Annotated in this window: 15 protein-coding genes and 3 tRNA genes; 11 read left to right on the top strand and 7 right to left on the bottom strand. The window is 42.3% G+C overall.

The features are described 5' to 3' along the window. Window positions 1-45: 45 nt before the first annotated feature. From A8F94_RS07830 to A8F94_RS07815, 4 genes are all read left to right on the top strand, one after another. Window positions 46-753: a response regulator transcription factor gene (locus A8F94_RS07830; RefSeq protein ID WP_066198018.1), complete on the top strand. Its 708-nt coding sequence runs from the start codon at window positions 46-48 to the stop codon at window positions 751-753. Then, window positions 743-2179 (top strand): sensor histidine kinase, encoded by a 1437-nt coding sequence (locus A8F94_RS07825; protein ID WP_066198016.1) that lies wholly within the window; start codon window positions 743-745, stop codon window positions 2177-2179. The genes A8F94_RS07830 and A8F94_RS07825 overlap by 11 nt, the downstream gene beginning before the upstream one ends. A gap of 349 nt (window positions 2180-2528) precedes the next feature. Then, window positions 2529-3782: a S1C family serine protease gene (locus tag A8F94_RS07820; protein ID WP_077247607.1), complete on the top strand. Its 1254-nt coding sequence runs from the start codon at window positions 2529-2531 to the stop codon at window positions 3780-3782. 89 nt (window positions 3783-3871) lie between these two features. After that, window positions 3872-4753, top strand: coding sequence for a peptidylprolyl isomerase (locus tag A8F94_RS07815; RefSeq protein WP_254660815.1), 882 nt, complete (start codon window positions 3872-3874; stop codon window positions 4751-4753). 303 nt (window positions 4754-5056) lie between these two features. Here the strand turns inward: A8F94_RS07815 and A8F94_RS07810 are convergent, their stop codons facing one another. Then, window positions 5057-5854 carry a C39 family peptidase gene (locus A8F94_RS07810; RefSeq protein WP_066198014.1) on the bottom strand — a complete coding sequence of 266 codons (798 nt, stop codon included), beginning with the start codon at window positions 5852-5854 and terminating at the stop codon, window positions 5057-5059. A gap of 235 nt (window positions 5855-6089) precedes the next feature. Further along, the gene (locus A8F94_RS07805; protein ID WP_066198011.1) at window positions 6090-6626 is read right to left on the bottom strand and encodes a YceI family protein; all 537 of its coding nucleotides are present in this window, start codon (window positions 6624-6626) and stop codon (window positions 6090-6092) included. Between the two features lie 272 nt (window positions 6627-6898). On the opposite strand from A8F94_RS07805, the gene A8F94_RS07800 reads away from it, so the two are divergent. Next, a complete protein-coding gene (locus A8F94_RS07800; protein ID WP_066198008.1) occupies window positions 6899-7339 on the top strand; it encodes a Dps family protein in 441 nt (146 codons plus the stop codon). A gap of 76 nt (window positions 7340-7415) precedes the next feature. Here A8F94_RS07800 and A8F94_RS07795 read toward each other — a convergent pair. The 3 genes from A8F94_RS07795 to A8F94_RS07785 form a co-directional block, all read right to left on the bottom strand. Further along, window positions 7416-7503 (bottom strand) — tRNA-Ser (locus tag A8F94_RS07795). Window positions 7504-7510: 7 nt separating this feature from the next. Next, window positions 7511-7584: transfer RNA gene (locus tag A8F94_RS07790), tRNA-Gly, on the bottom strand. Window positions 7585-7712: 128 nt separating this feature from the next. Next, window positions 7713-7796, bottom strand: a tRNA-Leu gene (locus A8F94_RS07785). Between the two features lie 352 nt (window positions 7797-8148). Between A8F94_RS07785 and A8F94_RS24875 the strand changes: the two genes are divergently transcribed. From A8F94_RS24875 to A8F94_RS07765, 6 genes are all read left to right on the top strand, one after another. After that, window positions 8149-8316 carry an aspartyl-phosphate phosphatase Spo0E family protein gene (locus tag A8F94_RS24875; protein WP_175384372.1) on the top strand — a complete coding sequence of 56 codons (168 nt, stop codon included), beginning with the start codon at window positions 8149-8151 and terminating at the stop codon, window positions 8314-8316. After that, window positions 8313-8441 (top strand): FbpB family small basic protein, encoded by a 129-nt coding sequence (locus tag A8F94_RS25355; protein ID WP_139070048.1) that lies wholly within the window; start codon window positions 8313-8315, stop codon window positions 8439-8441. The genes A8F94_RS24875 and A8F94_RS25355 overlap by 4 nt, the downstream gene beginning before the upstream one ends. Window positions 8442-8659: 218 nt before the next feature. Then, on the top strand, window positions 8660-9454 hold the full coding sequence (locus tag A8F94_RS07780) for a TerC family protein (protein ID WP_066198005.1): 795 nt from the start codon (window positions 8660-8662) through the stop codon (window positions 9452-9454). Window positions 9455-10126: 672 nt separating this feature from the next. Beyond that, a complete protein-coding gene (locus tag A8F94_RS07775; protein ID WP_066198003.1) occupies window positions 10127-11056 on the top strand; it encodes an ABC transporter ATP-binding protein in 930 nt (309 codons plus the stop codon). Next, window positions 11049-11891, top strand: a complete 843-nt coding sequence (locus A8F94_RS07770) for an ABC transporter permease subunit (protein ID WP_066198000.1) — start codon at window positions 11049-11051, stop codon at window positions 11889-11891. The genes A8F94_RS07775 and A8F94_RS07770 overlap by 8 nt, the downstream gene beginning before the upstream one ends. 47 nt (window positions 11892-11938) lie before the next feature. Beyond that, window positions 11939-12397, top strand: coding sequence for an SAM-dependent methyltransferase (locus A8F94_RS07765; protein WP_066197996.1), 459 nt, complete (start codon window positions 11939-11941; stop codon window positions 12395-12397). A gap of 39 nt (window positions 12398-12436) precedes the next feature. Here A8F94_RS07765 and A8F94_RS07760 read toward each other — a convergent pair whose 3' ends face one another. Next, on the bottom strand, window positions 12437-13264 hold the full coding sequence (locus tag A8F94_RS07760; protein WP_066197992.1) for a GNAT family N-acetyltransferase: 828 nt from the start codon (window positions 13262-13264) through the stop codon (window positions 12437-12439). Between the two features lie 48 nt (window positions 13265-13312). Further along, entirely contained in the window at window positions 13313-14221 is a 909-nt protein-coding gene (locus A8F94_RS07755; protein ID WP_066197990.1) for a selenium metabolism-associated LysR family transcriptional regulator, read from the bottom strand. Between the last annotated feature and the right edge of the window lie 110 nt (window positions 14222-14331).

Genomic DNA, 14331 nt, shown 5'->3' with positions numbered 1-14331 from the left:
GATTTACCTTTGTAGTAACGGAGTGCCGTTTTGGAGGCGATTAGGATGAGAATTCTTGTTATAGAAGACAATGAAAGTGTTTGTGAAATGATTGGCATGTTTTTTTTGAAAGAAGGAATTGAAGGGGAGTTTGTCCATAACGGATTGGAAGGCTACAACCGCTACAAGGCAGGCGGATGGGATTTGCTGATTGTTGACTGGATGCTCCCCGGGATGGATGGCGTAACACTTTGCCGGAAAATCCGCCAGGAAAACAGCTCGGTTCCAATCATTATGCTCACTGCCAAGGATAGTGAATCGGATCAGGTACTTGGACTTGAGATGGGAGCAGATGATTATGTAACTAAGCCCTTCAGTCCACTGGCATTAATGGCACGGATTAAAGCGGTTGCCCGCCGTTATAACAAAGCGGGTGAAGGGGTGCAAGAATCAAGGCATGTTATTTCAACAAAGCATTTTGTTATCAATAAAGATACAAGGGAAGTCCTTCTTGATGGAAAGGCGATAAACAACCTGACACCGAAGGAATTTGACCTGCTTTCGTACATGGCTTCCAATCCAAGGCAGGTTTTTACGAGGGACCAGCTTCTTGAAAGGGTGTGGGGCTACCAGTTCTATGGAGATGAACGGACGGTTGATGTGCATATAAAACGGCTCAGGAAAAAAGTCGGCAGCGCAGCCCAGCCATTTTTCCATACGGTATGGGGCGTAGGCTATAAATTCGATGAGACGGTAGAGACAAATGAAAATTAAATATTTTTATCAGCAGCTTTTCAGCCATATTGGGGTGCTAATCGTAGCATTTCTGGTTCTTAGCCTGCTTTTTACAAACTACGTCGAAAAAATAATTTTCCAGAGCAAAACGGACGAGTTGCTTGAATATGGGCAAAACATCCTCTTTGACCTGGAACGGAGCGGCCAAAATCCCATTGCAGTCGAAAATGTGATTAATCAGTATGCCCGAGTGCTGTTTAGCAGGGATATTCAATTCAGCGTGTTCGAAGTGAATGGGACGGAAGTGGACATGCTGAATCCGTATGTCTGGCGCGGTCCGGCGATCCTTCTCGATCAGAAAGACTGGGATATGCTGCGTTCAGGGACACCTGTCGTCATTCGATCGGACTTGAAACGATATAAACAGAATGTGTCGATTGTGACAGTGCCCTATATTGCAGGCGGATCGTTTGTGGGCGGCGTCCTGTTGGTTTCTCCAGTCAAAGGCCCGAGGGAATTGATTAGTGGCATCAATGAGTATTTGCTTTACACCGTCCTGATTGCACTTGGGGTCTCTTTCCTTTTAAGCTGGCTGTTATCCCGAATGCATGTTATCCGGATTAAGCGGATTCAGAAAGCGGCGTCTGCTGTTGCTGCCGGGGATTATAGCGTTCATATCCCCTCATCCAATTTTGACGAAATCGGCGAGCTGTCCAACGATTTCAATCGAATGGTCGATAAAATAAGCCGCTCGATGGAAGAAATCGATAGCTTGGAAAATCGGCGCAGGCAATTCATGGCAGATGTTTCCCATGAAATGCGGACACCTCTGACGACGATTAGCGGGATTATAGAAGGGCTTCGAAATAATATGATTCCGGAAGCAGAGAAAGAAAAAGGTATCAATCTGGTCAGCAAGGAAACGAAGCGGCTGATCAGGCTTGTCAATGAAAACCTCGATTATGAAAAAATCCGTTCAAACCAGGTTACTTTGAATAAAGAAGAAATCCAGCTTCTTGAAGCTTTTGAAATCATCAAGGAGCAGCTCGACATGCAGGCGGAGGAAGGCGGCAATACAATTGAAATCAATGTTAAAGATGACATTATGATTGTTGCTGATTATGACCGGCTCTTGCAAATCCTGATTAACATTACAAAAAACAGTATCCAGTTTACGAACAACGGTAAAATTACACTGAGCGGCCGGGAGAACGATGGACTAACAATCATCGAAATAGAGGACACCGGGATCGGCATCGATGCCGAAGAAATCGAAAAAATATGGCGGCGCTTTTATAAGGCCGATACGTCAAGAAGAAACAATCCTTATGGAGCATTTGGGCTCGGCCTCTCGATTGTGAAAAGGCTTGTCCAGCTTCATGATGGGGATATTCGTGTCGAAAGCGAAAAAGGCCGGGGCACGAAGTTTACGATTAAAATTCCGTCTCCGAAGAACCAAACTTAAATCTGTATTGATACCATTTCGGGATGTCCGCTGCACTTTAATGGTATCAATATAGCTTGTTGATAACATTTTGCTTGTGTTGAGAACCTGAAACGCTACCAATAGAGCTTGTTGGTTACATTTCAGAGGTATTTTCGACCTGAAAAGTTACCAATAGAAGCTGCAGGACTCCAGATCCCTGCAGTTTTTTTATAAAAATAGTAATCAGCAGCCCTATACATACAGCCATTCCTGTCAAAATCCATATTTATCCTAAAAATTTAAAAGCCTTGCCCCAGTTTGTTAATAATTTGTTCATAAATACGGAATATGATAAAGACAAGTTAACAAAGACACGGGGGGAATAAACATGGAGGACTTTAATAAAAGCTACGGGCCACTCCTGCCAGAACCTGTACAGGAACCTGTACAACAGCAGGAAAAAAAGCCTGAGAAAAAGCATGGAAAATTTAAAAGCTTCTTGTCAGCCGTTTCAGCTGGTGTAATTGGTTCGGCACTCACTCTGGGTGTCGTTTACTATACAGATTTCAATCCTTCAGGAACAGCAGCCAAGCAGGAGAGCAATGGTTCGGAATTACAATCGGCAACGGCGGACCTTGTTCCGGCTTCAACAGTAACGAATCCTGAAACCGGTTCAATTGCGGATATGGTCGAGACAGCTTCAAAGGCTATCGTTGGCATAGTCAATATACAGGAAAACAGCAACCCATTCAGCGGAATGCGTGGAAGTGTGGAAAGTGGTTCAGGGTCTGGTGTTATTTTTAAAAAGGCCGGCGACTATGCTTATATTGTTACGAATAACCACGTAATTGAAAATGCAACAAAGGTAGAGGTATCCTTTTTTGATGGAGAAAAAGCAACGGCAGAATTAGTAGGAGCAGATGCTTTAACTGACCTAGCCGTTATCAAGGTGGATGAAAAATATGTTTCACAAACTCTCGATTTTGCCGATTCTTCAACATTAAGGCCGGGTGATGAAGTATTTGCAATCGGAAACCCGCTTGGACTTGAACTTTCGAGAACCGTCACCCAAGGAATTGTCAGTGCAATAAACCGCAGTATTGATGTGTCTACGTCTGCGGGCCAATGGGAACTTGATGTTATTCAGACGGATGCAGCCATCAACCCGGGTAATTCAGGGGGAGCGCTCCTTAATACTGCTGGGCAGGTTATCGGAATCAACTCACTCAAGATAGCGAATAGTGGAGTAGAGGGCCTTGGCTTTGCAATTCCAAGTAATGACGTTGTGCCAATTGTGAATGAGATGATTGAAAAAGGGAAGGTTGAGCGGCCTTATATGGGTGTAAGCTTGGCAGACTTGGAGGAAATCCATGCATCTTATCTCCAAAACCTGCCTGAAGGAGTAAAATCGGGAACGATGGTTACCTATGTTCAGCCAGGATTTGGCGCAGCTAAGGCTGGACTAAAACAGCAGGATGTCATTGTCGAAATTAATGGAGAGAAGGTCAATAACTCGGCAGAACTCCGCAAATACCTTTATACAAATGTAGAAGCTGGCGACAAGGTTACACTGAAGTTTTACAGAGATGGAAAAGCACAGACAGCTGAAGTGACATTGACTGGAGACACCATCACCCATTAACACGTGAAGATAAAGCTATTCAATTACTAGGAAAAGCTGTATCGAAGCTGTTACAGCTTTTCCTATTTTTATAATCAGGGGGAAAATAAATGTTAGAAAAATTGAAGAACAAGAAAATCATTTCGGTTGCAGCCTGCCTAGCGATTATTATAGCTGTTGGACTTATTGCAGCCTTTACGGGACCGAAGGCAGCTGCGACGATTGATAAAGAGAAAATCTCCATGAATGAACTTAATGAGAAATTGAATGAATCATATGGTGCGACTATGCTTGATACAATGATTAACAATAAAGTTGTTGAACTCGAAGCTAAAAAAGAAAATGTCTCTGTAACCCAAAAAGAAATTGATAGTGAGTATGATAAGCTGATCGACGCATATGGCAGTGAAGAAGCATTGAATGCCGCGCTCGAACAGAATCGGACAAACGAGAATGTATTGAAGCAGGATATAAAAGATTACCTGCTTGCTGAAAAGCTTATGAGGAAGAAAATTGAGATTACTGATGAGGAAATGAAAACGTATTTTGATGAAAATAAAGAAAGCTTTAATACAGAGGAACAAGTTGAAGCAAGCCACATCCTCGTAAAAGATGAAGCCACTGCCAAAGAAGTAAAGGAAAAGCTTGATCAAGGTGAGGACTTTGCTGCTCTTGCCAAGGAGTATTCCACTGATACAGCTAACGCCGAACAAGGCGGGGAGCTCGGCTTTTTCGGAAAAGGGGATATGGTGGCTGAGTTTGAGAAAGCTGCCTTTAACCTGGGTATAAATAAAATAAGCGAGCCTGTAAAGACCGAATTTGGATACCACATTATTAAAGTAACAGATAAACAGGAAGCGAAAGAAGCTGTCTACGAGGACAGCAAAGACCAAATCAAGGAACAGCTTTTTCAGCAAAAATTCCAGACCGAATATCCTTCATGGCTGGAAGACGCTAAAAAGGAATACAAGATTGAAACTTTTCTAAACTGATAAGGAAGGGTGTCCCGAAAGACGTGGGACACCCTTTATTATGTGGCGGCTGTTTACGATATAACAAACACAGCAGGGCTTCGAGCAGCGTACCACTTCAAGAGAGCGGGTTTCACCAGATATCCTATCCGTAAATTATACCTGTCTATCCGCAATTTTTCTCTGCCTATCCGTAAATTCAGAAGCCTTTCCCCAAATTAAAAAGGGCTGCCCGCCAGTGACCGCAAAATTTATACAAGTAATAAAAGTACTAACGACTTAATATACACAAAAACAGCGGTCCATCCGGAATCCGCTGTTTCTCTAATTAATGGTGATTGCCTGGCTTCCCAGCTGCTCCCAGGCCTTGATAAAGTTTTGCCTGTCAACTTTCAAATTCTTCGTTCCATACGGATCGTTTACATAAATATGGGTTTCGTCATACCCGGTAATCGCTACGCTATGCATTTTGAACGTTATGTCTACTGGCCCATCTGGTGTATCCCATGTAGCAAAATTGCCTTTTCCAAGAGGGGCATAGATTGTATTGATAATTACCCAAACTGGTGACCCATCGGCAAGTTTTTCGATTACCATGTCAAATGATTGGCCCGTTAGATTTTCCGCCCGGTCACCGGCGTATTTTTTTGCCAAATCAAAAATGGGTTCATGATAAACACCGAGCCCGGGCCCATTCTCCATATCACCAACAAAACCAGCATTCGGATTCCCTTTTTTTCCGTTTCTATAATTAAGAGGAACTCTCTCTATAGACTTTGCCAGCTCATTTTTTGTAACCTCTATACCTTTAAAGGTTAAAATCATTGCCAGGCTTGTTACTTCGCAGCCATTATAAAGCCTTGGTGCTGCCATCTGATTGAACAGCGGCACATCCATTAAAATGCTATCAGGCAGCCAGACCGGGATGTCCTTGGAAGGCAAATATCTTTCCGCGGTTGGTGCCTCTTGAAAGGAAGTATCTGGAATTGGGGTTTCAGCTAAGGTGGCAGTGTTAGTCTGCGGCGGAGCGGAAGCCGCTTCATCTTTAAATGATAAGGCAAATGCAGTGACTGCAATTGCAGTACAGGCAAATACTCCACCGTATTTCCAAATCTTCTTCATCCCATGACACTCCTCGACTACATTCTTCATAGCAAAACAAATTTCACTACCATATTACTAATCTACCAAACTTTCGGAAATAAGTTCACTATTTATGGAAAAATAGGAATTTTTCACTATGATAAAGAGTTTTTCCTGATTCAAATGAGCAGTAGGACTCTGGCTAATGTCAAGTTCATGATATTGAAAAAATAAAAGTGCGGGGATTGGCTCCCCGCACTTTTAAAATGAATTCTTATTCTGCACCTTGAGTTGCTTGAATTTCAAAAGAAATTTTAATTTTGTCGCCAACAAGAACCCCGCCAGTTTCAAGCGCAGCATTCCAGGTCAGCCCGTAATCTCCACGGTTGATTGCACCTGAACCACTGAATCCTACTTTTTGGTTACCCCATGGATCCTTTCCAGCCCCTTCATATACGACAGAGAACGTTTCAGGTCTGGTTACGCCACGAATGGTCAAATCACCAGTAACATCGTACTCCCCTTCATCGGTTTTTGTAATGCTTGTTGAAGTGAAGGTGATTTTTGGGTTGTTTTCTACATCAAAGAAATCAGCTGAACGAAGATGGTTGTCACGGTCTGTATTTCGGGTGTCAATGCTTGCGGCATCTACCGAAAATGTAATGCTCGCAGTTGTTAAATCTGCTGCATCCGCTTGTACATCCGCATCAAACGCTTGGAAAGTACCTTTTACATTTGCAATCATCATATGCCTTACCGAAAAGTCAATGCTGCTGTGTGCAGGGTCAATGACCCATTTAGTTTTTGCCATTTTTTTCTCCTCCAAAATAGTTATTTAAAACATCTTCAAATTGAGATAACTTAATTCAATTTAAATTATATAAGCATTTTTTTTGGATGTCAACTTATTTTCTAAATTTTTTAAAATCACTGGGAAATGATTGATTCAGTACATTGAGGGTATATTTAAAATGTGCCTAATTTGACATCATTGTGAACATTTCCCCTTTTGCTTAGGGGAAAGGAAATTGTTGGGCTATACTATGTATGGGCAAACAAGAGCTAAAAAGAGGAGGAATGAAAATGAGTAATAATCTAACTGCAATAGTAAATAAGCAAGTTGCGAACTGGAGTGTATTATATATTAAACTCCATAATTATCACTGGTATGTAAATGGTCCTGAATTCTTTACTCTTCATGCGAAATTTGAGGAACTTTATAATGAGGCAAACCTTCATATTGATGAATTGGCTGAAAGGCTTCTCGCATTAGGGGACAAGCCAGTTGCTACAATGAAGGAAATTCTCGAGTTGTCTTCAGTCAAGGAAGCTGCTGGAGGGGAAAGTGCGACTGAGATGGTCATGGCGACTGTTAATGACTTCTCAATTATGATTGGTGAACTAAAAGAAGGAATGGATCTTGCGGATGAAACGGGAGATGAAACGACTGGCGACATGTTGCTGGCGATCCATGCAAGTCTCGAAAAACACGTTTGGATGCTCAACTCTTTCCTTGGAAAATAACAAAAACAGGACCGGTGAATATTCACCGGTCCTGTTTTTGCATAAAAAAACCGGCCCACTGGACCGGTTTGGTATAAGGAGAAGATGAGATTCGAACTCACGCAGCGGTTGCCCGCCCTAGCGCATTTCGAGTGCGCCCCCTTGAACCACTTGGGTACTTCTCCGTATAGTTGGAGCGGGTGAGGGGAATCGAACCCCCGCCATCAGCTTGGGAAGCTGGAGTTCTACCATTAAACTACACCCGCAGGCAGAAAAAAATTTGATATTGCCGGGAAGCCAGGATTTGAACCTGCGCCCCGCATGTCCATAACTTCCCGGGAACGCAAGGTTGTGCACCAAGAGAGAGAGCTGCGCAATCTTCGTAAAACAATAATGCGGATGAGAGGACTTGAACCTCCACGGGGTTGCCCCCACTAGAACCTGAATCTAGCGCGTCTGCCGATTCCGCCACACCCGCAAAAATAAGTGAAAAAAACGACAAAATTAATATACCATAATAACGACAAATTGTGAAGAAGATTTTTTCGCTTGAACGGTTTGTAAAGATTTCGTAAATTCACTCGTATGGATTGACGAACAAGGTCAGCCTCCTATATAGTAGTGGTATCAGTTTGAATATGTTTTCTCCTAAAGGGGAGTAGCTTTTACAACATGGTCGTCATTACGGGGCATTTGCCTTCGGCTTTGTTGGCAACATTACCGTTGTTAGCAAGACCTTTACCTCATTGGTAAGGGTCTTTATTTTTTCCTCCTGGAAGCCTTTGCCAATTAAAATGGTGAAGGCTTTTTCTATTTTATTGGAGGGCACGATGGAAAATAAAGAATCGTTACTGTTATCCATTTTAGAGGAGAAAAGAAAACTTGAAGTCCTTGTGGAAACAAGAGGCTTATCAAGCTGTGAGACGATCTGGCAAAGCCAAAGGCTTGATCAACTGATTGTAACTTATCAAAAACAGCAGGGGAGGGAAACCAAGTGAGAAAATCAAAAAAGGCTCCAATTTCCGAGCTTATCAAAGCGAACAAGGATGAGTTATTGGAGAATAAAGAGCAGCTGGATGAAATAGAAAAACGGATTGAAGAGAAATTAGCAAATAATAACTAGCTTATTTCAAAATGATGATGCTTTTTCATTCTTTAATACGGGGAAAACTACAGACAATCTTGATTCACTTTACATTTAAGCATTCAAAAAATGCTGTTTCTCAATTCAGGTGTCCATGTAATCCCAAGTTTTAAAACAAAATAAGCGGGAACCTGATTGATGATTATATTAGAATAATTTTTGTCAACAGTTGTTAAACAATCATTGGAGGTATATAAATGGATTTTTCAATTTTACTGGAATACGGATGGGTATTGCTTTTACTGATTGCAATTGAAGGCTTGCTCGCCGCAGATAATGCCCTCGTGCTGGCTATTATGGTAAAACACTTGCCTGAGGAGGAGAGAAAGAAAGCACTTTTTTATGGACTAGCAGGAGCATTCGTGTTCCGGTTTGCTTCGTTGTTCGTTATTTCTTTCCTTGTCGATGTTTGGCAGGTACAGGCCATTGGCGCCCTTTACCTATTGTTCATTTCGATTAATCATATTGTCAGAAAAGTGGTCCTTAAAAAGGATAAGGATAAAGATAAAGATAAGACAAAAGATGAACCTGATAAGAAATCCGGGTTTTGGGGAACTGTATTCAAGGTTGAATTGGCTGACATCGCCTTTGCTGTAGACTCCATTCTCGCTGCTGTAGCACTGGCTGTCAGTCTCCCTAAAACCAATTTGCCACAGATAGGCGGCCTTGATGGTGGCCAGTTCCTAGTTATCTTTGCTGGAGGGATGATTGGATTAATAATAATGCGTTTTGCAGCAAACTTCTTTGTGAAGCTTCTCCAAACAAGGCCAGGGCTTGAAATTGCCGCTTTCGCTATTGTAGGCTGGGTTGGCGTTAAGCTTTCTGTTTACACACTTTCCCATCCGGCACTTGCTGTATTGCCGGAAGGCTTTGCAACGTCAACAGGCTGGAAACTAACATTTTATGCAGTGCTCATATTAATTGCATTAGCAGGCTGGTTTTTGTCAAAGGAAAAGAAAGATCCGGAGGAAAAATTGGAAGGCCATGCATAAACATGTGAAATGGGACCCTAAGGGGTCCTTTTTTTGTATTCTTGGTCGCAGTTCATGGATAGTAAGTTTTCACTAGCAGTACTCGGAGTATCACTAGGCAATCAGCAGAAAAAACTAGTAGTACTCTGAGTAGTACTAGAAATGACTACCTTCTTCAACCACACTTTCTTGCTAGTCAAGGTTCATGAATAGTTAGTTATCACTAGCAGTACTCGAAGTGTCACTAGGCAATCAACAGAAAAAACTGGTAGTACTCTGAGTAGTACTACAAATCACTACCTTCTTCAACCACACTTTCTTACTAGTCAAGGTTCGAGAATAGTTAGTTATCACTAGCATTACTCGAAGTGTCACTAGGCAATCAGCAAAAAAAACTGGTAGTACTCTGAGTAGTACTACAAAGGACTAATTTAAGGGACGGACCAGTGCTCAGTGAAGAGAAATTCGTCCCATAAAAACAACTCAACCACACATTCATGAAGTCAAGGTTCCCGAATAGTTAGTTATCACTAGCAGTACTCGGAGTATCACTAGGCAATCGCCTTAGAGAACTAATAGTATACAGAATACTACCTTTCTGAACGATCTCAATCTGTAAAAAAATAAGGATAATACTGGAATTCATATATCGATTTTTTCAGTATTGTAGATTAAGATAAAAATAGATAGAACATGTTTAAAGGGGGGGAATTGGTGGATATTATTCAGGTAAAGAATGTACATAAACAAATTGCCGGAAGAGTGATCTTGGAGGATGTCAGTTTTTCCATTAAGGAAGGGACCATCAATGGTTTGCTCGGGCCAAATGGTGCCGGTAAAACGACAATGCTCAGGCTGATGAATGGAGTTATTGACGCTACGAGCGGTTCGATGAGCATCCTGGGATATAACCCGATGAAGGAAGGTGACCAAATACGGAAACGTTCAGGCATCGTTACTGAAAGTGCCTCGCTCTACCACGACATGAGCGCTTCAGACAACCTTGCGTTTTTTTCGAAAATTTACGGTGTAAAGGAAACGGGACGTGCTGATGAACTGCTTAAACAGTTTAACTTGAAGGCAGTTGAAAACCAAAAGGTAGGCACCTTTTCAACAGGTATGAAGAAGCGGCTGGCTCTGGCAAAAGCACTTCTGCATAGGCCACAACTCCTCTTTTTGGACGAACCTACAAATGGATTGGATCCGGAGGGGATAAATGAAGTCATTCACTACTTAAAGGAAGTGAATGAAAAGGAAGGCGTTTCGATTCTGATTTGTTCCCATGTCCTTCATCAGCTCGAAGAAATTTGCGATGGTTACCTTTTCCTAAAAAAGGGCCGAATGATCGAAACGGGCACAAAACAGGAGCTGGAAAACAAATATTTAGCCGAAATAAAGCTGTTAGTTGAGACAAACCTATCTCCGCTAGGGAAGACCCATCGAGGGTTTTCTTTTATACGCAAAGCCAGCAACGAGCTGGAATTCACCCTCCAGTCCAAAAATCAAATCCCTAACCTGCTGAATGAAATCTTAAAGGAAGCTTGGATACATGAATGCAAAATAACCAACAGGAGCCTTGAATCCTTGTACTTCAAAATTAAGGGGGATAGCTCCTATGAATAGAGCCATTATAACCGCAATCGCAAAGAAAGATATAAAGGAAACCTTCTCGTCAAAGAAGGTTTGGGTGCCAATGATTTTTGTTGCTCTTATGCTTTGTACAGTTCTCCCATCGGTGATGGCATATCTTGGACTCCATACCAATGTGTTTGCTGCCGATGCTAAGGATATTGAAAAGCCGATTAACTCTTTCATTGCCAGTTTCCCGGACAGGGATATGGCGGAATTGCTGGCTTCATTGCCGGATTTAGGCAGCAAGTTCACCTACTTTTTCCTATCTTTTATGTCGATCCCGTTTTTTCTATTAACCGCTATTATTAATTCGTCGGTTACGGCTTCCAACAGCTTTGCCGGGGAAAAGGAACGGAAAACACTCGAAACACTGTTGTTTGCCCCGATCAGTGTTGTCGATTTATTCGTTGGCAAAGTTCTTGCCTCACTACTGCCCGCTTTAGGGATTCTGTTTGCTGTCTATTTTATTGATGTAGTTGTCATCAATCTTATAACGTACCCATATTTCAAGGAGCTTTTATTTTTGAAAAGTGTCTGGCTTTTGGTCATGTTCTGGGTTACCCCTGCATTAGTATTACTTACAATTATCCTGAATGTGTTTGTGTCTGCAAAAGTGAAGACGTTTCAGGAGGCCCAGCAGTTTGGCGGCCTGTTGGTCCTGCCGATTGTTGGAATCCTGATTAGCCAGGCAACAGGTTTATTTTTCCTGAGCCCACTGCTTTTGTTTGTAATTGGCCTGGTGCTTCTGGTGGCTAACGGCGTCCTGCTTAAAGTGATGACAAAGTTTAATAAGCGAAACGCCTTGTTTGAAAGCCAAATTCATTAATTGGATATAATGGAAACTGCATAATATTCTCAATGGGAGGAATCGTCATGTTTATGGTCAAGCCAGTAGGAAGGGTGCTAAATTCTCGTAAAACACCAGAAGATGATCATTGGGGAGAAGTCACCTCCGTTATTGAAATGAACGAAATCCTGGATGGTACATGCCTAAAGGGAATTGAGGATTTTTCACACCTTGAAATTTTGTTCCTGTTTCATCTTGTCGGTGAAGACAAAATTGAAACATGTGCCCGCCGGCCGAGGAACAACCCGGATTGGCCAATGACCGGGATTTTTGCTCAAAGAAGCAAGAGCCGTCCAAACAGGATTGGTTCGACAATTGTCCGTTTGGTAAAAGTGGAAGGCAGCAAGCTAACTGTAGCGGGACTCGATGCTATTGACGGTACTCCGGTTATAGATATTAAGCCAGTTATGAAGGAATTTTTGCCGCAGGAAGAGATTAAGCAGCCTGAATGGTCAACCGAACTGATGAAAAACTATTGGGAATAAGAAAAGCGCCTTTGCCGTACCGGCAGAGGCGCTTTTCGCTTATACAATGTATTCATAATACTCCTGGGCGTGGAAGGATTTGAAACCGACAGATTCATACAATCCAAGGGCATGGGCGTTTTTTGCCTCAACCTCGAGAAAGACCGGAAAACCATTCTTATGTTCTTTTTCAATGATCCAGGCAAGTGCATTACGTCCAATTCCTTGGCCCTGATGCTCGGGAAGGACTGCGAAACCATATATCCATGCTTCTTCATCAGGATGGTCTACACGCATTTTTCCGACCGGCTTATCGTCCGCCTCGATGATATAAAATTCTTCGCTGCTTGCAGCCTTAAGTTCATCGTAAAATTCAGCCGCCTCCTGCTCGGCGAACCCAAAGCACTCGACTTCGAGCCGAATTTCAAGAGCTTTGTCTTCTTCACTGGAAGGGCGAAGCACAATTTTTTGATGTCGATGTGGTTCCTGGCCCTGCCATTTCATTTGGTATTCAGTCATATGATGCCGATTTGGGACCTGGGTAAGGAAGCCTTTTGCAGACTGGGAACCAGCAGGGGCATTTAAAAGGATCACCCTTGCACCCCTTTGTTTTGCCTCCGTTACCCCGGCATTTAATAGCTTTGTGAAAATCCCTTTTCTTCGGTAAAGCGGATGGACCATCCCGCAAATTTCGACCTTGTTGCCAAAACCATAAACACCAAGGAAGCCAACTAGCATCCCGTTCTCGTAATGAAAGAAATCCTCCTTGCTGCCCTGCTTGCGTGACTGCAGCATATCCCAATTGAGCTTAAGGCTAAATCCGCCTTCTTGTTCACATAGTTGCTGTAAATGTTTTATTTCATCAAGCTGTGTTTTTGTTAAAGCCATCCCAATCCCCCTCTAACTAACTCTTCTATCTACTTACCAGGCTTTTATCTATTCGCTGTCCTTCAGGATAAACCCTTTGTTCTTGGTCACAAACTCAACAAATAACTTCGAGATTAGCGGAAGTGTCTTATTTACGTTGTAAACCAAATAAAAATAGCGGTCATCTTCAAAGCCTTCAATGGAATAGAGATTTACGAGCTTTTGTTCGGCATAGTCCTTTGCCGCGATTTCAGACATGATGGAAATTCCAATTCCCTGCCTGACAAATTGGATTAAGCTTTGCCCTGAATCGGTATACGCAATGATATTCAATTGGTCCTTTGGCAACTTGTTTTTCTTCAAGAACCGCTCCAGAATTGAATTCGTTCCTGAATCGGAATGCCGCATAACAAATGGATATGAAGCAACATCCTCAATTTTAACCTTTTCTTTCAATTTAATTGTTGTAGGGGTCACAAGCACCAACTTTTCTTTTAATAAGGGAAAGTATTCAAGTTTTTCATTTTCATACTTTTCACCTAGTACACCAAAATCGACAGCACCGCTCAACACTTTATCTGCCACAGTTCGGGAAGGAAATTGTAAGATATTAAAAGTGGCAGCAGGATATTCATCCCTAAAACTTTTAACCATTTTAGGAAGGATAAACTGGCCGGGTACCGAGCTAGCGGCCATCGTGATGACACCGCGAAATTCTGCCATTCCCTGATTCAAGTCGAGTAAGGCTTCATCCTTCATGAGCAGTAATTTTTGTGCCCACTCGTAAAGCCGTTTTCCATGCGGGGTCAGGATATTTTCACGGCCAACCCGGTCAAACAGCTTGACGTTGAGCATTTTCTCCAGCGACTGGATATGGGATGACACAGTTGATTGGCTGAGGAATATTTCTTCTGCAGCTTTTGAGAAACTTTTATGTTCGACAACTTTTGTAAAAACAAATAATTGATGGAAATCCAATTCGAAGTCCTCCCTTCTATTTATAAAAGCGATTGAAAGTATCGGAAGAGTAGATACATATAGAGTAGCATTTTAGAAAAGTGATGGGAAGTACCTGAAATAAAGGATTC

It is taken from the genome of Bacillus sp. FJAT-27225 (genome assembly GCF_001685025.1).
Lineage (GTDB): Bacteria > Bacillota > Bacilli > Bacillales > Cytobacillaceae > Bacillus_D.
Note: the sequence above shows the minus strand (reverse complement) of the source record. Positions and strands in the feature narration are given on the sequence as shown.

What these genes read in the sequence shown, in the direction of transcription:
- A8F94_RS07830 (WP_066198018.1), top strand. Translation starts at nt 46, where the DNA reads ATGAGAATTCTTGTTATAGAAGACAATGAAAGTGTTTGTGAAATGATT.
- A8F94_RS07825 (WP_066198016.1), top strand. Translation starts at nt 743, where the DNA reads ATGAAAATTAAATATTTTTATCAGCAGCTTTTCAGCCATATTGGGGTG.
- A8F94_RS07820 (WP_077247607.1), top strand. Translation starts at nt 2,529, where the DNA reads ATGGAGGACTTTAATAAAAGCTACGGGCCACTCCTGCCAGAACCTGTA.
- A8F94_RS07815 (WP_254660815.1), top strand. Translation starts at nt 3,872, where the DNA reads ATGTTAGAAAAATTGAAGAACAAGAAAATCATTTCGGTTGCAGCCTGC.
- A8F94_RS07810 (WP_066198014.1), bottom strand. Translation starts at nt 5,854, where the DNA reads ATGAAGAAGATTTGGAAATACGGTGGAGTATTTGCCTGTACTGCAATT.
- A8F94_RS07805 (WP_066198011.1), bottom strand. Translation starts at nt 6,626, where the DNA reads ATGGCAAAAACTAAATGGGTCATTGACCCTGCACACAGCAGCATTGAC.
- A8F94_RS07800 (WP_066198008.1), top strand. Translation starts at nt 6,899, where the DNA reads ATGAGTAATAATCTAACTGCAATAGTAAATAAGCAAGTTGCGAACTGG.
- A8F94_RS24875 (WP_175384372.1), top strand. Translation starts at nt 8,149, where the DNA reads ATGGAAAATAAAGAATCGTTACTGTTATCCATTTTAGAGGAGAAAAGA.
- A8F94_RS07780 (WP_066198005.1), top strand. Translation starts at nt 8,660, where the DNA reads ATGGATTTTTCAATTTTACTGGAATACGGATGGGTATTGCTTTTACTG.
- A8F94_RS07775 (WP_066198003.1), top strand. Translation starts at nt 10,127, where the DNA reads ATGTTTAAAGGGGGGGAATTGGTGGATATTATTCAGGTAAAGAATGTA.
- A8F94_RS07770 (WP_066198000.1), top strand. Translation starts at nt 11,049, where the DNA reads ATGAATAGAGCCATTATAACCGCAATCGCAAAGAAAGATATAAAGGAA.
- A8F94_RS07765 (WP_066197996.1), top strand. Translation starts at nt 11,939, where the DNA reads ATGTTTATGGTCAAGCCAGTAGGAAGGGTGCTAAATTCTCGTAAAACA.
- A8F94_RS07760 (WP_066197992.1), bottom strand. Translation starts at nt 13,264, where the DNA reads ATGGCTTTAACAAAAACACAGCTTGATGAAATAAAACATTTACAGCAA.